Genomic DNA, 20,268 nt, shown 5'->3' on the forward strand with positions numbered 1-20,268 from the left:
TATTGCACTTTCTGCAATGGAATTTCAGATAATCACCATTAAACGAGCTAATGGCCGGAATCTGATGTATGAAGTGCAATAGATTCATTTTTTAGCTAAGAATTTGGAGATTCTATTGCACTTTCTGCAATCAGGTAGCTAGTTTCCGATTTCGGCGAGAATGGATTGCGAATGTAGCAGCTGGTTTGTAGAAAGTAGCTAGTTGGTTCCAGCTTGCAGCGAGAATGGATTGCGAGTAGTTGGTTTGCAGAATGTAGATAGTTAGTTTCCGATTTCGGCGAGAATGGATTGCGAATGTAGCAGTTGGTTTGCAGAATGTAGATAGTTAGTTTCCGATTTCGGCGAGAATGGATTGCGAATGTAGCAGTTGGTTTGCAGAATGTAGCTAGTTAGTTTCCGATTGCAGCGAGCATGGTTTGTGAATGCAGCTAGTTGGTTTCTAATCGAAGCAAGCTTGGCATTTGATTAACACGATTTTGGCTTCCAATTACAGCAAGCGACGTTTCCGATTACACCAAGCTATAAGGTCTTTTGTGGTAAAAGCGACAAACCAGAGTCAACGGAGAGGAGAGTTCAATGATGCGAACCGTTCAAGAGTTGGAGGAACGCTTGGCAAGTCCATCGGCAGCACTGATTGAGGAACTAAGCCAGCTCGATGGGGATATTATGCTACTAGGCGTGGGGGGTAAAATGGGACCTAGTCTCGCAAGGCTGGCGGTGAATGCGATTCGCCAAGCGGGGCTAGACAAGAAAGTTATCGGCGTATCCCGCTTCTCGAACAAGGAGCTAAGACGAGAGCTTGAAGAGGCCGGAGTCGAGATTATCTCCGCCGATTTGTCTGACGATAAGGCGCTGGAGGCACTCCCTGAAACCCGAAATATTCTCTATATGGCCGGGAATAAATTCGGCACGACCGGGAATGAACATTTCACTTGGATGATGAATGCCTATCTGCCGGGACGCGTAGCGGAACGGTTCTGTAATTCACGAATGGTTGTGTTCTCTACAGGCAATGTCTACCCGTTTACTCCGGTCAGTCAAGGGGGAGCAACGGAAAGAACTTCTCCGAACGCGAACGGGGAGTATGGGCAATCTTGTCTGGGACGGGAGCGTATTTTTGAACATTTCTCTCATAAAAATGGAACGCCGATGTTCATTTATCGGCTGAATTACGCCATTGATTTGCGGTATGGCGTGTTGCTAGAGCTGGCTCGATCAGTTAGGGAAGGTCTTCCCATTGATATCACGATGGGCCATGCCAATGTGATTTGGCAAGGGGATGCGAATGAAATCGCATTGCGAGCGCTGCTACGTTGCAGTTCGCCGCCAAATGTCATGAACATTACTGGGCCTGAGACATTATCTCTGCGATGGGCTGCGAATGAATTCGGCCGAAAGTTAGGCATTGAGCCGATCTTTACAGGTGAAGAAGCGCCTACCGCACTGCTAAGTAATGCAGCGAAAGCCGCTGCCACCTTTGGCTATCCGCGGGTATCGCTGGCCGAAATGATCGACTGGATTGGTGATTGGGTAGGACAAGGCGGAGAAACCTGGAATAAACCGACGCATTTTCAGGAGCGGGAGGGCAAATATTGATGACGCTGACAAGAAAAGCATTAACCACTGAATTGTATGCCGCTCTTCATGATGGGTTGGCGATTCCCGCGCATCCGCTCGCCCTAACTAAAGAACGTAAGTTAGATGAACGACGCCAGCGGGCACTTACCCGCTATTATCTCGCTTCCGGAGCGGGTGGAATCGCGGTTGCAGTGCATTCCACTCAATTCGAGATCAGGAATCCGGAAGTAGGGCTGCTGGATCCTGTGCTACGTCTAGCCGCAGAAGAGGTGGAAGGTGCTCAGCTAGATCGGCCTTTCATGAAAGTAGCGGGTATCTGTGGTGGTACAGAGCAGGCTGTTCTTGAAGCGCGCCTTGCCGCAAGCTTTGGTTATGAAGCAGGACTGCTCAGTATGGGAGGCCTGCAAGTCTTGAGTGAGGAAGAACTGCTGGAACGGACACGTAGAGTGGCGGATGTGATTCCGGTATTTGGATTCTACCTTCAGCCGTCGGTAGGAGGACGGATTTTAAGCTTTGATTTTTGGAAAGCATTCGCTGAAATAGAAGGCGTAATTGCCATCAAGATGGCGCCGTTCAATCGTTATCAGACGTTGGATGTAGTCAGAGCTGTGCTTGAATCCAGCCGCAGCGAAGAAATTGCTCTATATACCGGAAATGATGATAATATTGTCAGCGATCTGCTAACGACCTTCCGATTTAAGGTTAACGGCAAGTCCGTTGATAAAAAAATAGTCGGCGGTCTTCTCGGCCACTGGGCGGTCTGGACGAGCAAAGCAGTACAGCTGCTAAATGAGATTAAAAAGATCCGAAATGAACCTTCGTTGGCATCCAATTGGCTGACGCTTGGGGCTGAAGTGACGGATAGCAATGCGGCGATATTTGATCCCGCGCATCATTTTCATGGCTGTATCCCGGGTATTCATGAGGTGCTTCGCCAACAAGGATTGCTTGAAGGCTTATGGTGTCTAAATTCGGAGGAACGATTATCCCCGGGGCAAGTGGAGGAAATCAACAGAGTGCGCAGAGACTATCCTCATCTGGTGGATGATGAATTTGTGGCATCGCATTTGAAAGAGTGGCTGCAATAACACATAGTTGTATGTGAGTTAAGGAGGGCGCACTTTCGACAAGTGCGTTCTTTTTTATCCAGAGTGCGATATCCTCCTCCTCATGATACAATAAGGGACAAGTTTATAAGGATGAGGTGACTTTAATTGAAGTATGATTTCGATCGCATAATTGACCGCCGTAATACACGTTCTTACAAGTGGGATCAGTCCGAGAAGTTATTTGGTGAAAAAGATATTATGCCACTTTGGGTGGCAGACATGGATTTTGAAAGTCCTCCTGCAGTGAAGGAAGCGATTCTGCGCCGCGCAGAACAAGGGGTTTACGGTTACAGTGTGCCTAGTGACTCTTATAAAGAAGCTATCACGTCGTGGTTCAGAAGACGGCATGATTGGGAAATTAAATCGGAATGGATTTCGGACTCTCCCGGAATTGTAACTTCCTTAAGTCTTTCCGTTGAGCTGTTTACCGAGCCGGGAGACGAGGTTATTTTACAGTCGCCAGTTTATTATCCTTTCTATGATGTCATCAAAATGAATGATCGGAAGGTTGCCAAGAATCCGCTTGTGATCCGAAATGGACGCTTCGAGATGGATTATGAGCAATTGGAAGTTCTGATGCAAGGCGGAGCAAAGCTGCTGCTCTTATGCAGTCCGCATAATCCGGGTGGTCGAGTATGGGAAAGAGAAGAACTGCTGAAGCTTGGTGAACTCTGTCTGCGTTACGGCGTGACTGTAATTTCCGATGAGATTCATTGTGATTTGGCGCTTCCGGGCTATGAGCATATCCCTTTTGCATCCTTATCAGAAGAAATTGCAAATATTACCCTTACCACCCTTGCCGCGACTAAAACCTTCAATCTTCCGGGCATTCAATCTTCTTTTATCGTGTCTTCGAATCCGGAATTGAAACTTAAGTTTGATCAAAAAATGAAAGCACTGAGCTTACATATGGCTAGCTTCTTCGCTCAAGATGCAGTACAAGCTGCTTATAATGATGGAGAAGAATGGTTGGATGAGCTATTAGAGTACGTTTCAGGTAATGTGGATTATGCGATTAGCTATCTGTCGGAGCATTTGCCACAGGTCCAAGTGATGCAACCGCAAGGCACCTATCTGCTATGGGTAGACTGCCGTGGGCTGAATCTGGATATTGATGGGCTTAAACAGTTAATGTACAAAGAGGCTAAAGTCGCTTTTAATGAAGGTTCTGTTTTTGGAACTGAGGGACAAGGTCATCTGCGGATCAATCTAGCTTGTCCTAGATCTATTCTAGTTGAAGCGTTAGAACGCTTTTGCCGAGCAGCAGCAGCTTATACAACGAAATAACAGATATTTCTGAAGCTTGATGATTCCTTCTAAGGGGATCGTCGAGCTTCTTTATTTTGCAAAAGGGTAAAAAGAATAATAAAATGGAGTCCATTACGTCAAGCAGGAGGACTTCAAATGAAATGGGTAGCTCAGCTTCCGTATTATAAGATACAGCGGGAAATCAAGGATGGAGAACAACGAAGTTTTCCGTGTAATAGGCTAATGTATCTGTACAAAGATAGAATTGTAACTCGTCATCGTGAATTTCCAATAAAAGATATTTTAGATATGTCCTATCGCTCAATGGGGGATACTGGAGGTATGTTCTATCTACATACGAGTAAGGGCGTATATGCTTATTTGGTAGAGTGTGATCCTGAAAGTTTTATTAATACTTTTAAAGAACAGCAAATGAATAAAATTGAGCGTCCTGATAGGCCGTGATATGATAATCCATACGACATTGCACAAATGGGAGAGAACATAAATGAGTAAAACACGAATTATTATTGATGCAGACACAGGGATTGACGACGCACTAGCAATTCTATATGCCTTGCGTGCTCCAAATGTAATTGTAGAAGGAATTACAACTGTTTTTGGGAATATTGATGTCGAGAAGGCAGCTGACAATTCACTGCGACTGATTGAGCTTGCTAAACCAGATTACGAAATTCCTGTAGCGATCGGAGCATCCAAGGCACTCGTTCGTGAGCACTCAGGTTACGCCACTCATGTGCATGGTGAGAACGGCATTGGTAATGTGGAAATTGCACCATCTAGCCAGCGTCCCATTAGCGAAACTGCATCTGAGTTTATTGTTCGGATGGCTAATGAGAATCCCGGAGAAATTGTATTAGTTACACTGGCACATCTAACCAACCTCTCGATGGCGCTTGATATGGACCCTGGAATTAAGAATACTTTGAAAAAAGTAGTAGTGATGGGCGGTACGATCTTTAATCCCGGCAATAGAACACCGGTTGCGGAAGCGAATATTGCTGGAGACCCTGAAGCTGCTGATCATGTATTTACATCTGGACTTCCCGTTATGATGGTGGGTTTAGACGTTACGCTTAAGACGCGGATCACTCAAGAGCATATTGATTTATTAAATCGTTTTGGACGTGAAGAAAATAAAGCGATCATTTCGTTTATGGAACAATCGCTTACTCATTATTTTAATTTCTACCGTGAAGCGAACTTTTTGATTAACAGTGCACCGCTGCATGATCCGCTCGCACTTATGGTTGCGCTGCAACCAGACCTTGTAACTTACAAAGAAATGAATGTTCGCGTGGAGCACAAAGGTGAGTTTACATCGGGAATGGTCGTAGCGGATTTGCGGGCTCAGCCAAAAGTGGGTAGCCCTATACAAGTCGCTGTGGATGTAGATGTTGAACGAGCGGTGGGGACCTTTTTGAGCGTGTTTATGTAGTTTAGTCGACTTCTTCTGATGTGAAAAATAATATCGAAGCTCATAGATGACAATCTATTAATTTTACAATTGGATAATCTTTGGTAAAATGGTAGAAGACATATAAAGAGTTTAAGAGATTACACTTCATATCATGGAAGATGGGAGACTTAACAGTCATGAACAAACGGATTGGTAAATTAGTCTTATGTCTGGCGATTTCGCTAGGCGGCACTACAGCTGTATTCCAAAATACTACACAAGCAGCCCCTGCTGGGGGAGTTAGTATTATGCTGGATGGTTATGCACTACCGTTTCCAGTAGAGCCTGTTGTGATGAACGGAACCACGATGGTCCCATTCCGAGCGATATCTGAAGCATTGGGGATCAACGTAGAGTGGAATCAAGCGCTTAAGAAAATTACCGCGACCAAAACGGATACAGCGGGTACTAAAGTGGTAACTTTGACCCTGGGTAGCAAAAATGCAGGCGTAAACGGCGAAGTTGTGAAGCTGGGGGTTGCCCCGCAAACGATCCGCAATAACACGATGATTCCGCTTAGCTTCTTCGGCCAGCAGTTTGGTGCGGGCGTAGCATGGGATCAAGCGACGAAGACCGTCTCAATCACTTCACCAAAGACGGATATGTATAAGCTGGGTTTCTATGCGCTTAGTTCATACAGCGAAATTTCGTTGCTTCCTAGCTTTGATGCTGTAGCTTTTGGGTGGAGCGGAATTGATAAAACCGGACAATTCACCACGACAGGCACTGACTTTAGATGGCCCCAAGCTGCTGGGGATGTAACTCCAGAGTCTATTATCTCAAATGCAGCAGCAGGGGGCACAGCGCCTTATCTGATGGTCTTTTCGGGTGATACTGCATCCGAGCTGACGAAGAACCTGGAAGATAAAGTGCTTCAAGAGCAGACGATTACAGGAATTGTCGATCTGGCTACACAAAAGGGCTTTCAAGGAGTTACGCTAGATCTTGAGGGACTGGGTTTAACAGGAGATAAAGCAAAGGTGCAAGCCGATTATAATGCTTTTGTGAAGAATCTGTCTCAAAAAGTACATGCAGCAGGTCTTAAGCTTACTGTGATCCTTCATCCATTAAACAGCTCTTATAAAGGTTATGATTACAAGACGCTAGGCAGTCTAGCAGATGATTTGGTCATTATGTCTTATGATTATTTGAAAGAGAAAAAAATTCCAGAGCCGATGAGTTTAGTTGATGAAGGCATCCGGCTTGCACTTCAGCAAGTAAGTAAGGATAAGCTGATTCTGGGTATTTCCGTTTATAGTGAGAATGAAACTTCAGTGAATTCCAAGGTTGGACTTGCCAAACGTTATGGTCTTAAAGGGATTGCGATCTGGCGCGTTGGCTTGATTGGGCAGCCTGTCTGGAATGAGATGGGGAAATCGGTGGAGTTGTAAGGAAACGTGATATGAAAAGAAACAGGCTGCCATCTGGCAGCCTGTTTTATTTATACATAGCATTCTTAATGGACTCGATGGTGGTGAACATCTGTGAATATACAGATTTAATATTGGGTTCATTTACTTTGTCGTTATAAATACCGTATTCCCAAGATCTAAATTTTTCACCATTATGGAAATAGCCTGTGACATACATATTATTATTAAAATTTGTTAAAGAAGAGTGCTCATACGATACGTCTTCAAGAACAAACGGCATAAATGATTTCGTAGCTCCAATAAAGAAGAAAGGAATTCCTGCCTTCGTATATACTTTAACATACTTGTTGTCGTCCGCTTCTTGCAGATGCTCCTTCATAATGATTACGGCATCATAATTAGAGGAGAGCTTTGTATAATCTTCTAATTCATCAAAGGAAATACTGGTGAAGCGGATCTGATCTTCTCTTACTTTCGGGACTTCGCCAACAACGCCTACGGATAGGCCTTTTCCTGAGTACAGCGGTGTATCAACCGTATCTGCATTAGATGTACATCCTGTAACAAATATGAATATTAGGATAATGAGTGCATTTCGAATGATTCTCCTCATCTTTTGGCTCCTTTCAAGCGTTCTGCATGAGTTGTAATCCTACAATAAAACATTATACTGGAAAATAATGGTGTGGACCAGTAAATGGGTCATGGACTTCGAACAACATGATTCTGAGGAGGGTTATTTTGCATCCAATTACAGCAATAGAAATCATATTTTCGGTTGTTTTTGTCCTCATTCTATTTGGAGTAGCCTTGTTTTTACCCCGTAAGATTAGGAAGCCTAGTTTAATTATAGTATCTTCAATCACTGTACTTTTGTTATTATCCTTCGCTATTCGCCCCTACTGGATTGATTATCAAGTATCCCGAAAAACAGAACAACTCAATCACTATTTGGAGGAGAGATACCCTAATCAAGAATGGGAAATTAGTCGACAAGTAGGTAGACAATATAATCCTTATCATTTACAAGTAAGATTTAAAAACGAAAAAGGTTGGATTTATATATATTCAGTAGTAAATGAGAAGAAAATTCACCAGAGCGTTTGGATACCACCAGGTGGTAAGTTTTTCGAAGAAGGAAAACATTACGAGAGTTATCAAATGGAGTAATTGCTAAGTAGATGAAATATTCGGCTGTTATAAACCTCACATTAACCTATGCCATAAACCTTTATAATCTCTAAGGTTGAACTCTTGAACCAAATTCATTTTTTAAAGGAGGACTTTAGAGTATGAGATATAAAGCATTGGAATTAGACAAACCGCTAACTTATGAGCTGGAAGGCTTAGAAATAGGAGTCACCTCGAACTGTAATTTTCGCTGCGATTATTGTTGTGCTTATAATAGAAATGATGGACAAAGTATCAAAGCCAAAGAGGTCATCCGGATTCTTGAAGAGCTTCCGGGTCTAAAAAGAGTGCGTTTATCAGGTGGCGAGGTCACATTAAAGTTCGATGACTGTGTAGAGATTGTAAACTACTGCTCATCCAGAGGGATTCAGACACAGCTCAATTCTAACGGTAGTCTTTTAAATGCTGAACGGATTGATCAATTGGTCGCTGCCGGATTAACGACGATACATATTTCCTTCAATTTTACTACAGCGGATGCGTTCTCTCGTTATTATAATATTCATCCAAGCATCTATGAGAAAATAAGAGAGAACATTACTTTGTTCGCTGCCACAAGTGTAGATACGGTGCTGGAGACACTATTGTTCAGTGAAACGCAGGATAACATGAAGGAAATTAGTGATCATGTCTATGCTCTGGGCGTCAGAACACATGAGATTCAGAACAGTATTATCATGGATCATACCGGCTGGAAATCAATTGCTGCCCGTGAACAATTAAAGAACGCTGTAAGTGAACTGATAGCACAGAAGAAAGAGGATACAATCCTGTATTTCACCTGCATGGACCGCTTTATGGATGCGCTTGGCTTCGAGGAGCAACCGGGCGTTTATTTTCCTCACTGCATAGAAGGCAAGAAACAGCTTCATCTACATGGAAATGGGGACATTTTGATCTCTGAATTGTGCCACCCGGTTATTATCGGAAACATTTATCAGGGGACTTCACTGAAGGACTTGTATAGTAACATGCCCGCGCCTTTGGCTCAGTTCCTTGATAAACTGCCATGCCCAGCACTGGACGCATTGTTTCCGCAAGGTGTTTAAACCGTTTAGCGATTCTATAGAAATTACTTCTAGGAGCCAATTTTAATAATTGGTTCCTTTTTGTGTGGTGGATTAATGGAAAGTCCTGTATGATCTCTGTAAGCTTATAGAGGCGGTTACAACTTAAATTTGCAGATAAGGAATGTATGACATCCATACATATGGTATGCGACACATGCTTACGAATATAAGAAATGGACTCAACAAATCCAATGTTGTACTCGAAAAAATCATGCCATTATTAACACCTACTGCCATCGTGGTTGGCGTACTTAATGAAAGCAGACTGCTACCGTTCACAGGTCTTGTTCCTTGGATTTTCGCCTTTATGACATTGATCGGAAGCTTGAAGTCCAATCTCAAGGATCTGCTGGGTGTACTGCTGAAACCACAGAAGCTGATAGTGTTGATGATCATTCTCCATATCGTGATGCCGCTTATCGGCTGGCTCGTTGCAAGTGCTGTCTTTCCAGAAGATCCCTACACTGTGACTGGATTTGTACTGCTGTTCGCAATCCCTACGGGTGTCGTTAGTGTGGTGTGGGTATCCATATATGGAGGGAATATTGCACTGACTTTGGCACTTATTCTGATAGATACACTCGTATCACCGATTGTCGTTCCGGGTACCTTGTATTTGCTCATGGGAGCAAGTGTGGAAATTCAGCTGGGGGAAATGATGAAAGGGCTCCTATGGATGGTTGTCATTCCTTCGCTGGTCGGTATGCTTCTGAATCAATGGACAAAGGGCAAGGTGAATACGGTATGTGGACCGCCGCTTTCCCCGTTTGTAAAGGTTGGATTGTTTATGGTCGTTTCTATTAACGGTGCCAGCATTGCTCGTTATCTGAAACACCCGGATAGTAAATTAGCGATTATTATTGGCGTAACTTTCTTAACGGTAGTTCTTGGATATGTAATCGGAGCCTTGGTATCACGCCGTTTCCGCTTTAGCTATGAAGATTCTGTGGCTGTGCAATTTAATTCCGGCATGCGTAATTTAAGCGCGGGGGCTGTGCTCGCAGTAAAATATTTCCCTCCGGCTGTTGCACTCCCTGTTATTTCAGGAATGTTATTTCAACAAATACTCGCCGCAATGTCTGGTCTATTTTTACGGAACAGAACTAAAAGCACCTTAACGGGTGGTGCAGTCACGCAAGTGAATACAGTTTCCCAGTCAGAACAGCCTATTTCATCACAGCGGTAAAACAGGTCTTATTAACTATTCCATAAAAAGTGTCCAAACTTGTAGAACTAGATTTTTTTCATTTATATGCAATAATTCGACATTTTTTGATATTTTCCGTATTTTCGCTTAGTCAATATTCACTAATTTATCATGATATCCGATAGTAATTGTATTATTTACAATTGCTTTGTTCATGAATGAGCAAGTTGTCGGAAGGATGAGAAGCGTATGAAGATTCGCCTTAAGCTATCATTTATGTTGATAGGAGTAACCCTGTTATGTATAACGGTAATGGGAGTATTTACGTATTTGAAGTCAACTCATGCGATTGTGAGTCTTACTGAGAATTCAATGAAGCAGGTCAATACGAATAAAGCACAGACCATATCGTCTATGATTTCGAAAGAGCAGAGAAGTATTGAGCTTATTGCCGGTAGGTCGGAAATTGTCGAATTGCTGCTTCAAGCAGGAAACGGCGGAGTTAGCAAAGGGGATAAGCTTCAGAATGAGGTGAATATCAGCCTTCAGGAAATCGTGGAGGCTGCAGGAAACCTTGAACATGTTTTTGTTAGTGATATGAAGGGCATCGCTGTGGCTGACAGTGACATCAAGCTTATAGGTACGGATTTTAGTGATAGAAATTATTCGAAGAAAGTAATGGAGACTGCGGCGCCGGTAATTAGTGAAACGCTGAAATCGAAATCTACTGGAGCTTATGTGGTGGCTTTTGTGCATCCAGTTAAGAGTAACGGAAAGATGATTGGATATGTGGCTTCAGCGGTTTCAGCAGATAGTATGATTAAGTATTTGGCAGATGCAAAAGTAGTAAATACAACGACCTCGTATGCTTATCTTCTCGATGAGAACGGGAATACACTGTATCATCCGGATAAGAAGCAGGTAGGACAACCTGTTGCCAATGACCAAATCATGGCTGTTGTGAAGCGTGTGAAATCTGGTGAAAAAGTAGAAGATAGCCTTCTTAGTTATACATATAATGGTGTGGATAAAAAATCAGCCTATACAGTTATGCCGGAGACCAACTGGTTGCTGGGGTTAACTGCTAATTTAGATGAAATTACGAAGCCAGTGAATGAGATGAGAAACTTTAATCTGGTGTTAGGTGCGGGAAGTTTGATTATAGCATTGCTGATTGCTTTATATTTTGCCCAAAAAATCTCTTCACCGATTGTTAAACTGACAGAGTTGATAAATAGAACGGCAGAGCTGAATTTGACGTATGACGCCCAGTATGAGTATCTGACGAAAAACAAGGATGAAACCGGGACGATCGCCAAAGCAATGCTCCGCACACGTGCTATTCTTCGTGATATGGCTGGCAGTCTAATTACGATCTCAAGCAAAGTGCTAGATAATGCGGAAACGCTTGAGAAGCTGTCCATAGATGTTCGAGAGAATGCACATGACAATTCAGCAACTACACAGCAGCTATCGGCTGGGATGGAGGAGACAGCAGCTTCAACACAAGAGATGACGGCAGCGATTACTGAAATTGATATTAATGTGTCCGAGATCTCCAGTAATGTGAAGGAAGGCGCTGAAGTTTCCAAACAGATCAGTGAGCGGGCGATGGTGTTACAAGATGAGGCGTTAGAGTCTACGGATAATGCTAAGCGAGTGTATGAATCTGTTCGTATCGATATGGAAAAAGCAATTGAACAGTCGAATGCGATCTCAGAGATTAATGTACTGGCGGATACGATTCTATCGATTACTAGTCAGACCAATCTGCTTGCTTTAAATGCAGCGATTGAAGCGGCCAGAGCCGGTGAGGCAGGTAGAGGATTTGCTGTTGTAGCTGGTGAAATCCGCAAGCTGGCTGAGAAATCGTCAGAGACAGCGGCTGGAATTCAAGGAGTCGTTTCCGGCGTATACACTTCTGTTGAGTTAATGAAGGAAAATTCAGAGGCGTTACTCGCTTTTATAGACCAGAATGTTCTTGGGGATTATGAGCGCTTAACGGAGGTGAGTCAGCAATATAATAGAGATGCTACTACAGTGAATATGTTGATGAATCAATTCGAGACTGCGGCCGATCATCTAAGTATGGCGGTATCCAGTATATCTATTGCAGTCAATGAAGTGGCTGCTACAGTAAATGAGGGGGCTATCGGTATCCAGGATATTGCGGTAAAAACTGCCGATATCGTAGAGAAAACTTTCCATGAAGTTACGGTGGCTGACGAGAATACCCAAAGTGCCAAAGAGCTACAGGGGCTGGTAGATCGGTTTAAGATCTAAGAAGGATTAAGGGAATCTTTATCTGTCATTCATAAAATATTAAGCTTGCAAGGTTATAGTACATGTATAACCTCCCTTAATATATAACTTGCCCCGCCGGTGATCGGCGGGGTCTTTTTTTGAGCAGTACCTAAGAATGATCCTTATTTAGTGATGAGATAAATAGCTTCATCCAGCGGAACGATAACCTCTGTTTGTTCTTCCATATCCTTCAGACGTACTTTATCGACACTGGATTCGCTCTCGCCGATCAGTATAACGTAACGGATGTTTTTGGATGAGGCTGTGGCGAGCTGCTTTTTTAATTTTCTTTTTCCGGATACGAGAGTGGTTCTTATAGAACAAGCACGTAGCTCGGCTGCTGCAATCAAAGCTTGTGGGAGTGTCTCACCAATCGGAATGACCATAACATTAGCTGCTCTATTTTCTTGGGTAGGTCGTTCTGCTAAGAGTGCCATGATTGACTCCATACCAAAAGACAACCCCACCGTAGGATATTGAATATCCTCTCTGCCCACTAGCTGTCCGATAATCGCGTCATATCTGCCTCCGCCACCCAAGCTTGAGGCGAAGGAACCAGATGCATCAAAGATCTCGTAAACTGTTCCTGTGTAGAATGAAAGACCTCGGGATAAGAAAGGATCGAAGCGGCAAGTCTCCTGTAGTCCGATGTCTTGGATTAGATTTTGCAGGACGAGAACCTCTGACGCACCCGGTTGTGTTGTGAGATTGTATTTGTCGCATAACTGCTCAAAGCTTGGATTGTCCATTTCGATAAGTGCTAGAATCGCTGAGATGGTTGCAGATTCAAGCCCTTTGGCGATCAACTCGTTCTCGACTCCGCTAATGTTGATTTTTTCAAGTTTATCAAGAGTAAGCATAACGGATAGTTGCTCTTCAGCAGGTACGCCAATGGACTCCAGAATCTCACTGAGAAAACGTCGGTTATTCCATTTTAGGATGATAGGGATGCCTAGCTTACGGAAAGCTTCGGTAGCTAGCTGCATCAGCTCTGCTTCAGCCTCAGGGCCGGAAATGCCGACCACATCGACATCACATTGCAGGAATTCACGCAGACGCCCGCGTTTCACAGGTCCATCTCGGAACACTTTTCCGATCTCATACCGCTTGAAGGGGAACTCTATTCCTGGATTTAAAGCGATCACTTTGGCAAAAGGGATGGTCAGATCATAACGTAACCCCAGTTTGCGGTTGCCTTGATCCGTGAGCTGGTACATTTCTTTGAGAATTTCATCCCCGCCTGCATATTTCGAGGTCAGTAACTCCAATTCATTTAATAGTGTCGTATCCATCGATTCAAAATCATAGAGCTCAAACAAGTCCTGCAGCGTATTTTGAATGTTCTTTCTGAGCGCTTGCTCTTGACCGAAGTAATCATAAGTTCCTTTAATGTTTTGCATCATTAGTAGCTCCTTTTATATTGGCATAGTTTAGAAAATAAAAAAACGCGCAGGACCTCTTGGTCCTGCGCGTGATCTATGCCGCAGGGAGGCCAACGCGAGTAGCGTTAGCCTCCCTGAAAAAATTCAGGAGTGCTAACGCTGTTTGTGATAATAATGAAGTTGATTCAGCATGATTGTATTTGTATTCATCAGAACCAATTCCCTTCGAAATTTTGATTACTGCCGATTATAGCGGATCATTTGGAGTCATGCAAGTAACAATTTATAATAGCTTCGATTTCTTGTGGGCGAAAAGACCAGTTATCAGCTATAATAGGGCTTCGATATTCCTTAAGGAAAGGGAGTTTTTCTACGATGAATGAATCTTTAATTATAGCTCGGACCGAAGATTTTGTTAAAGAACAACTTGGACAAGACACTACGGGTCATGACTGGTGGCATTCCGATAGAGTGCGCAACACCGCCGCTGAAATTGCCAAGATCGAGAGCGCAGATGTATTTGTCTGCACGATGGCCGCCTTGCTGCATGATGTTGCTGACGAGAAGCTTAATTCGTCTAAAGAAGAAGGTTTGCTTAAAGTGCGTACTTGGCTTTCTTCAAACCTTACAGATGAGGAACAAATTAATCATATTATGATGATTATTGAGACGATGTCCTTTAGTGGTGGCGGTGGAGAACCGATGCAGACGCTTGAAGGCCAAGTGGTCCAAGATGCCGATCGACTTGATGCGCTTGGTGCGATTGGCATTGCCAGAACCTTTATTTTCTCAGGGGCGAAAGGTCGTCCAGCTTATGATCCGGGAGTGTCTCCAAGAGAGGAATCGCTTCAAAAGGAGTACAGGGATTACAGCAAAGGAACGGCTATCAATCATTTTTATGAGAAGTTATTAAAGTTAAAATTCCTGATGAATACAGCTTATGGACGCAAGTTAGCAGAAGAACGGCATGATTTCATGCTTAATTTTCTGGACCAGTTCTATAAGGAATGGAATCAAGGGAGCCAATAGCTGTTATAATGATTAGTATGCACAAGATGAAGGATCGCGGAGTTTCCGCTTAACCAGAACAATCGGCATAGAAGAGGTTGAACGATGAGTGAATTGCAATTTAGAGATTATGAGTTAAACGAAGACATTATTAAAGCGCTGGATGTCCTAAAATATGAGACGCCAACAGAAGTTCAAAGCAAAGTGATCCCTGTAGCTCTTCAGCAAAAGGATCTGATCGTTAAATCGCAAACGGGTAGTGGAAAGACGGCAGCTTACGGAATCCCGGTCTGTGATTTGGTGGATTGGGTGGAGAATAAGCCGCAGGCTTTGATTCTAACGCCTACTCGGGAGCTTGCCATGCAAGTGAAAGAGGATATCACCAACATTGGACGATTTAAACGGGTTAAGGCCGTGGCTCTTTTTGGTAAGCAGCCTTTTGCTCCACAAAAAATTGAACTTACCCAAAAAACACATGTTGTCGTAGGTACGCCTGGACGTGTGTTCGACCATATTGAAAGAGGTACGCTTCCGCTAAATCGGATCAAGTATTTGATCATCGACGAAGCAGACGAAATGCTGAGCATGGGGTTCATTGAGCAGATCGAAAAGATCATCAAGCAGCTGCCCCAAGAACGAGTGACTTGTGTTTTCTCCGCTACATTACCGGAAGTGATTAAGAATTTGTGCCGGAAATATATGAGCGATCCAACGGAAATTGAGATTCAAGCAAGTGGAATTACAACCGCTACAATTGAACATGCGTTGATCGAAGTGAGACAAGCTGCCAAATTCTCGCTGTTGAGCGATATTATTACGGTGGAGAATCCGGACAGCTGTATTATTTTTTGCCGTACACAAGAACAGGTGAATGCGGTATTTAGAGGGTTGGCTGATCTGGAATATCCTTGTGATAAGATCCACGGGGGGATGGAGCAGGACGAGCGTTTTGAGGTCATGAATGCTTTTAAAAGAGGGCAGTTCCGTTATCTAATCGCTACAGATGTGGCGGCTAGAGGTATTGATATCGAGAACATCACTCACGTGATTAATTACGATATTCCGCTGGAAAAAGAAAGCTACGTGCATCGTACAGGCAGAACGGCTCGTGCAGGTAAGACAGGTAAAGCAATCACTTTCGTCACTCCGAATGAGCAAAAATGGGTGAAGGAAATCGAAGGCTATATTGGCTTTAGCCTCCCACCTATGAAAGCTCCTTCGGATGATGCCGTTGCTTACGCGAAGGAAGCGTTTGAGCAGAAGATTAACAAGCAGCCTGTCCGCAAGAAGGACAAAAGCGAGAGCTTGAACAAAGAGATCATGAAGCTGTACTTCAACGGCGGCAAGAAAAAGAAGCTAAGAGCCGTGGACTTTGTCGGCACAATCGCGAAGCTTGAGGGTATATCTGCAGAAGATATCGGTATAATCTCGATTCAGGACAATGTGACCTACGTGGATATTTTGAACGGTAAAGGTGCAATGGTATTGCAAGCGATGAGAGAGACGACCGTGAAGGGTAAGCAGCTTAAAGTGCATATTGCGAAGAAATAAGTACGTGTATAACGATTTATCGCGGATCACCATTCATAAGTGCCGCTATTGAGGCGGTTTATATTAAGAGGGAGTCGTGTTCTTTACGCGGCTCCTTCTTTCTTATACACTGAAGGCCAACCGGGGCTTTATCCTAAAGAAGCTTAGTTCTGGGAGGAGTAATGATCGATTTGGGCGTAAATGGAACTAGGTTGTGTTTGAGTGAGCGTTTAGATTTGTATTGTCTTTGATATTAGGGAAATCCTCCCTAAAAATTGCTGATTTTCACTGGATTTTACGCTTTTTAGGGAATTTCTCCCTATAAATCACCTGAAATCCACTATTATGAGCAAATGGGGTGAATTTAAGGGGAGAAATTCCCTAATTGTTAAATTTGGGGCTGTATTATCGATGAAATTGGGGAGAAACTCCCTAATTCTATACTCACGTTTCCAAAAGATCACTACTTCATTGGACCATTATTCCCTACCACTCTCTAGCCCCATCACTCCCTAACTTCCGGGATGCCCAATTTAGCCTCTCATGCTGGAACAAATAAAAAGCAAGCCTAGTCGCCAATAACGTGGAGACTAGGCTTGCTTCATTTAGCTAGGGAGCTAGATTTAACATCCCTAAGCGTTATATTGCGCCTGGTGCAGACGGCTGTATATGCCACCTGCTTGGACTAACTCTTCATGGCGGCCTTGCTCGGCGATGCCTTCTTCATTCACGACCATGATCCGGTCGGCGTTCTTTATGGTCGTCAATCGGTGGGCGATGACGAGTGTGGTTCTGCCCACGGACAGATCCGCCAGCGATTGCTGAATCGCTGCTTCCGTTTCAGTGTCAAGCGCAGAAGTAGCTTCATCCAGAATCAGAATCGGTGGATTCTTCAGGAACATGCGGGCGATCGCTAGGCGCTGCTTCTGTCCGCCGGACAGCTTCACACCACGCTCTCCGATCACCGTATCCATGCCTTCTGGCAGATTCTGAATGAGATCCTCCAGATGGGCACGCCGAGCTGCTTCCCAGATTTCAGGCAGCTTCGCATCGAGCTTTCCGTAAGCGATATTCTCGCGAATCGTACCAGAGAACAAGAACACATCCTGCTGCACAATCCCGATCTGCTTACGCAATGACTCCAGCTTCATGTCACGGATATCGATGCCATCAATGGTGATAGCTCCACCTGTAACATCATAGAAACGAGGGAGCAGGCTGCAAATAGTGGTTTTGCCGGCACCAGAAGGTCCGACAAAGGCAATCGTTTCGCCAGCCTTTACTTGCAAACTAATATTTTGCAGAACCGGACGGTCCTCGTCGTATCCGAAAAAGACATCCTGGAACGTGATATCTCCGCACAAAGTACTTACCTCAACTGCATCTGGCTTGTCGCTGATATCAGGTTCCGTGTCGATAATCTCAAGATAACGTTTAAAGCCGGCTATTCCTTTTGGATAACTCTCGATAACGGCATTAATCTTCTCGATGGGACGGAAGAAGACATTGGATAATAGAATAAATGCTACAAATTCACCGATTTGGAGCTCGCCATTGATGAAGAACCACGCCCCGCTGATCATCACAAGGATCGTAATAAGGCGGGTCATCATATAGCTGACGGACAAGCTTTTGGCCATAATTTTATAAGCGAGAAGCTTAGTTTTACGGAACATTTGATTATCTACTGCGAATAGCTCTTGTTCATGCTGCTCATTGGCAAATGATTGCACAACCCGGATTCCGCCGACATTATCTTCGATACGGGCATTGAAACTACCTACATTTCCAAAAAGCTGGCGGTAGGTGGAAGTCATGTTACGTCCGAAGTAGATGATCACCCAAGCCATAATTGGAACGATAATAAAAGTAATAATTGCTAGCTTCAGATTAATATCAGCCATTAGGATGAAGGCTCCAACGAGTGTCATGATGGCGATAAACACATCCTCAGGACCGTGATGCGCCACTTCGCCGATATCATTTAAGTCGTTGGTGATACGTCCGATTAGGTGACCTGTTTTATTATTATCGAAGAATCGGAAGGATAGTTTCTGGATGTGATCAAACATTTTTTTACGCATATCGGTTTCGATGTTAATACCAAGCATGTGACCCCAGTAAGTAACGACATACTGCATCACCGTATTCAAGGCGTAAATAGCTAGAAGTGCGACACAAGCAATAAGAATAAGCGGCCAATCTTGACCCGGGAGCAAATCATCAATAAATTTATTGACAGCTACCGGGAAAGCTAGTTCTAACAGACCTGCAAAAACAGCGCAGGAGAAGTCCAATATAAATAGTTTTTTATATGGACGATAGTAGGAAAAAAACCTTTGAAGCATTCTGTTCACTCTTTTCTATAAAATTATGTATGAGTTCTATTGAAATTGATTCTCAATTGTCCTGATTATATGGATACTAAAGATGTCGTTCGGTTTTGTCAATAATTTGGATATAAAATTACTTAAGGGTTGTAACTTTTATAATAATAGTGGAAGATAGTTCTTAATGCCATGTAATAAATATTTTTATATTTCTAGCTTAGTCACTTACCGTCCTTATAGGGAGGTATAAGATGGTTATGCTTGTTGTAATTTAGGAGGATACAGGATGAAAGCATCACAACGAGAAGGAATTATTCAGAATAAAGGCTTAACGGATACCAAATATGATCGCTGGCTGCTAGTGCTGGGAATTGTTTTTATCGCAGCGGCACTTAGAGCGCCTTTTACATCTGTCGGTCCATTGGTTCAAATGATTCAGGATGATTTAGGCTTATCGAATACTTCAGCAGGAGCTATTACCACTCTACCATTGTTGGCTTTTGCCATCTTGTCCCCGTTTGCTCCAAAGCTAGCCCGCCGCTTCGGTTTGGCTAATGTGTTAGTAATTGCCATGGTTATGCTGGCTATGGGGATTTTAATCCGGTCGGGATCTGGAGTAGGTCTGTTGTTCACAGGTACGGCAATACTCGGGCTATCTATTGCAGTATGTAATGTGTTGCTTCCGGGGCTTATTAAAGGGAAGTTTCCCCACAAAATCGGATTAATGACAGGTGTCTATACCGTATCTATGAATTTATGCGCAGCAGTCGCTTCAGGAATTAGTGTCCCGCTAGCCAGTAATACTGGATTTGGCTGGAGAGGGACTTTGGCCATATGGTTTATGATTGCTGCGCTAGCAACGTTGTTCTGGATTCCGCAAATGCGCAAGCTCGATCAAGGGACTGGCGCGAGTAATTCGGTCTCAAGTGGTAATATGTGGCGTTCTTCGCTGGCTTGGAAAGTAACGATTTTTATGGGCTTACAGTCACTGCTCTATTATGTCTTTATTGCTTGGTTTTCTGTTCTCCTTGGGGAGCGAGGGATGTCATCAAGCCATGCAGGCTGGTTACTATCGCTGATGCAAATGGCGCAGCTGCCGTTTACTTTCTTCGTGCCGCTGTGGGCAGGTCGGATGAAGAATCAACGTATTCTAGTAATAATCACTGCTGTTCTGTATTTCATCGGAATAGGTGGGATCTGGCTGGGTAGCAGTGCCTTAATGGCTGTATGGGCGATATGCTTTGGTATTGCCGGAGGTTTTTCCTTCGGTCTTGTGATGATGTTCTTCAGTCTACGGACCAGAAGTACTCGAGAAGCAGCGGAGCTGTCAGGAATGGCTCAATCTGTAGGTTATGTACTTGCTGCCATGGGACCGGCCTTATTCGGATGGCTGCATGATGTGACGAATAGCTGGACGATGCCGCTGATTTTATTGCTTGCTGCAAGCGTAGTGCTCCTGGTTGTCGGACTTGGCGCTGGTAGCGATCGATATGTGGGAGATAGAAGATAATCATTTAT

Annotated in this window: 16 protein-coding genes; 13 read left to right on the forward strand and 3 right to left on the reverse strand. The window is 43.8% G+C overall.

Going from position 1 to position 20,268, the window contains the following annotated elements; all coding sequences use genetic code 11:
* Window positions 1-579: 579 nt before the first annotated feature.
* The 6 genes from NSU15_RS10280 to NSU15_RS10305 all read left to right on the forward strand — a co-directional run bounded on the left by NSU15_RS10280 (window position 580) and on the right by NSU15_RS10305 (window position 6,806).
* Window positions 580-1,596, forward strand: a complete 1,017-nt coding sequence (locus tag NSU15_RS10280) for an NAD-dependent epimerase/dehydratase family protein (protein WP_339291305.1) — start codon at window positions 580-582, stop codon at window positions 1,594-1,596.
* A complete protein-coding gene (locus NSU15_RS10285; RefSeq protein WP_339290217.1) occupies window positions 1,596-2,666 on the forward strand; it encodes a dihydrodipicolinate synthase family protein in 1,071 nt (356 codons plus the stop codon). Before NSU15_RS10280 ends, NSU15_RS10285 begins: the two co-directional genes overlap by 1 nt.
* A 126-nt stretch (window positions 2,667-2,792) precedes the next feature.
* Window positions 2,793-3,974, forward strand: coding sequence for a MalY/PatB family protein (locus NSU15_RS10290; protein WP_339290219.1), 1,182 nt, complete (start codon window positions 2,793-2,795; stop codon window positions 3,972-3,974).
* Window positions 3,975-4,091: 117 nt separating this feature from the next.
* A complete protein-coding gene (locus NSU15_RS10295; protein ID WP_339290221.1) occupies window positions 4,092-4,400 on the forward strand; it encodes a hypothetical protein in 309 nt (102 codons plus the stop codon).
* A 43-nt stretch (window positions 4,401-4,443) separates the two neighbouring features.
* The gene (locus tag NSU15_RS10300; protein ID WP_042126214.1) at window positions 4,444-5,394 is read left to right on the forward strand and encodes a nucleoside hydrolase; all 951 of its coding nucleotides are present in this window, start codon (window positions 4,444-4,446) and stop codon (window positions 5,392-5,394) included.
* A gap of 158 nt (window positions 5,395-5,552) precedes the next feature.
* Window positions 5,553-6,806, forward strand: a complete 1,254-nt coding sequence (locus NSU15_RS10305) for a stalk domain-containing protein (RefSeq protein ID WP_339290222.1) — start codon at window positions 5,553-5,555, stop codon at window positions 6,804-6,806.
* Between the two features lie 46 nt (window positions 6,807-6,852).
* Here the strand turns inward: NSU15_RS10305 and NSU15_RS10310 are convergent, their stop codons facing one another.
* On the reverse strand, window positions 6,853-7,401 hold the full coding sequence (locus tag NSU15_RS10310) for a hypothetical protein (protein ID WP_339290223.1): 549 nt from the start codon (window positions 7,399-7,401) through the stop codon (window positions 6,853-6,855).
* Window positions 7,402-7,529: 128 nt separating this feature from the next.
* On the opposite strand from NSU15_RS10310, the gene NSU15_RS10315 reads away from it, so the two are divergent.
* From NSU15_RS10315 to NSU15_RS10330, 4 genes are all read left to right on the forward strand, one after another.
* Window positions 7,530-7,958 carry a hypothetical protein gene (locus tag NSU15_RS10315; protein WP_339290225.1) on the forward strand — a complete coding sequence of 143 codons (429 nt, stop codon included), beginning with the start codon at window positions 7,530-7,532 and terminating at the stop codon, window positions 7,956-7,958.
* A gap of 122 nt (window positions 7,959-8,080) precedes the next feature.
* Window positions 8,081-9,028: a radical SAM protein gene (locus tag NSU15_RS10320; protein WP_339290227.1), complete on the forward strand. Its 948-nt coding sequence runs from the start codon at window positions 8,081-8,083 to the stop codon at window positions 9,026-9,028.
* Between the two features lie 175 nt (window positions 9,029-9,203).
* Window positions 9,204-10,235, forward strand: a complete 1,032-nt coding sequence (locus NSU15_RS10325) for a bile acid:sodium symporter family protein (protein WP_339290229.1) — start codon at window positions 9,204-9,206, stop codon at window positions 10,233-10,235.
* Window positions 10,236-10,445: 210 nt separating this feature from the next.
* On the forward strand, window positions 10,446-12,479 hold the full coding sequence (locus NSU15_RS10330; protein WP_042126220.1) for a methyl-accepting chemotaxis protein: 2,034 nt from the start codon (window positions 10,446-10,448) through the stop codon (window positions 12,477-12,479).
* 143 nt (window positions 12,480-12,622) lie between these two features.
* Here the strand turns inward: NSU15_RS10330 and NSU15_RS10335 are convergent, their stop codons facing one another.
* Window positions 12,623-13,903 (reverse strand): histidine--tRNA ligase, encoded by a 1,281-nt coding sequence (locus NSU15_RS10335; protein ID WP_339290231.1) that lies wholly within the window; start codon window positions 13,901-13,903, stop codon window positions 12,623-12,625.
* 354 nt (window positions 13,904-14,257) lie between these two features.
* Between NSU15_RS10335 and NSU15_RS10340 the strand changes: the two genes are divergently transcribed.
* Window positions 14,258-14,911: an HD domain-containing protein gene (locus NSU15_RS10340; RefSeq protein WP_076120056.1), complete on the forward strand. Its 654-nt coding sequence runs from the start codon at window positions 14,258-14,260 to the stop codon at window positions 14,909-14,911.
* Between the two features lie 84 nt (window positions 14,912-14,995).
* Window positions 14,996-16,441 (forward strand): DEAD/DEAH box helicase, encoded by a 1,446-nt coding sequence (locus tag NSU15_RS10345; protein ID WP_042126225.1) that lies wholly within the window; start codon window positions 14,996-14,998, stop codon window positions 16,439-16,441.
* 611 nt (window positions 16,442-17,052) lie between these two features.
* Here the strand turns inward: NSU15_RS10345 and NSU15_RS10350 are convergent.
* Window positions 17,053-18,768, reverse strand: coding sequence for an ABC transporter ATP-binding protein (locus NSU15_RS10350; protein WP_339290234.1), 1,716 nt, complete (start codon window positions 18,766-18,768; stop codon window positions 17,053-17,055).
* Window positions 18,769-19,036: 268 nt separating this feature from the next.
* Between NSU15_RS10350 and NSU15_RS10355 the strand changes: the two genes are divergently transcribed.
* Complete coding sequence (locus NSU15_RS10355; protein ID WP_081389908.1) at window positions 19,037-20,260, forward strand: MFS transporter; 1,224 nt, start codon at window positions 19,037-19,039, stop codon at window positions 20,258-20,260.
* Window positions 20,261-20,268 lie beyond the last annotated feature (8 nt).

Origin of the sequence: Paenibacillus sp. FSL E2-0201 (genome assembly GCF_037963325.1) — a bacterium.
Classification (GTDB): Bacteria; Bacillota; Bacilli; order Paenibacillales; family Paenibacillaceae; genus Paenibacillus_AQ.

Excerpts from the sequence above, each read along its gene's own strand:
- NSU15_RS10280 (WP_339291305.1), top strand. The coding sequence starts at position 580 with ATGCGAACCGTTCAAGAGTTGGAGGAACGCTTGGCAAGTCCATCGGCA.
- NSU15_RS10285 (WP_339290217.1), top strand. The coding sequence starts at position 1,596 with ATGACGCTGACAAGAAAAGCATTAACCACTGAATTGTATGCCGCTCTT.
- NSU15_RS10295 (WP_339290221.1), top strand. The coding sequence starts at position 4,092 with ATGAAATGGGTAGCTCAGCTTCCGTATTATAAGATACAGCGGGAAATC.
- NSU15_RS10300 (WP_042126214.1), top strand. The coding sequence starts at position 4,444 with ATGAGTAAAACACGAATTATTATTGATGCAGACACAGGGATTGACGAC.
- NSU15_RS10305 (WP_339290222.1), top strand. The coding sequence starts at position 5,553 with ATGAACAAACGGATTGGTAAATTAGTCTTATGTCTGGCGATTTCGCTA.
- NSU15_RS10310 (WP_339290223.1), bottom strand. The coding sequence starts at position 7,401 with ATGAGGAGAATCATTCGAAATGCACTCATTATCCTAATATTCATATTT.
- NSU15_RS10320 (WP_339290227.1), top strand. The coding sequence starts at position 8,081 with ATGAGATATAAAGCATTGGAATTAGACAAACCGCTAACTTATGAGCTG.
- NSU15_RS10325 (WP_339290229.1), top strand. The coding sequence starts at position 9,204 with ATGCTTACGAATATAAGAAATGGACTCAACAAATCCAATGTTGTACTC.
- NSU15_RS10330 (WP_042126220.1), top strand. The coding sequence starts at position 10,446 with ATGAAGATTCGCCTTAAGCTATCATTTATGTTGATAGGAGTAACCCTG.
- NSU15_RS10335 (WP_339290231.1), bottom strand. The coding sequence starts at position 13,903 with ATGATGCAAAACATTAAAGGAACTTATGATTACTTCGGTCAAGAGCAA.
- NSU15_RS10340 (WP_076120056.1), top strand. The coding sequence starts at position 14,258 with ATGAATGAATCTTTAATTATAGCTCGGACCGAAGATTTTGTTAAAGAA.
- NSU15_RS10345 (WP_042126225.1), top strand. The coding sequence starts at position 14,996 with ATGAGTGAATTGCAATTTAGAGATTATGAGTTAAACGAAGACATTATT.
- NSU15_RS10350 (WP_339290234.1), bottom strand. The coding sequence starts at position 18,768 with ATGCTTCAAAGGTTTTTTTCCTACTATCGTCCATATAAAAAACTATTT.
- NSU15_RS10355 (WP_081389908.1), top strand. The coding sequence starts at position 19,037 with ATGAAAGCATCACAACGAGAAGGAATTATTCAGAATAAAGGCTTAACG.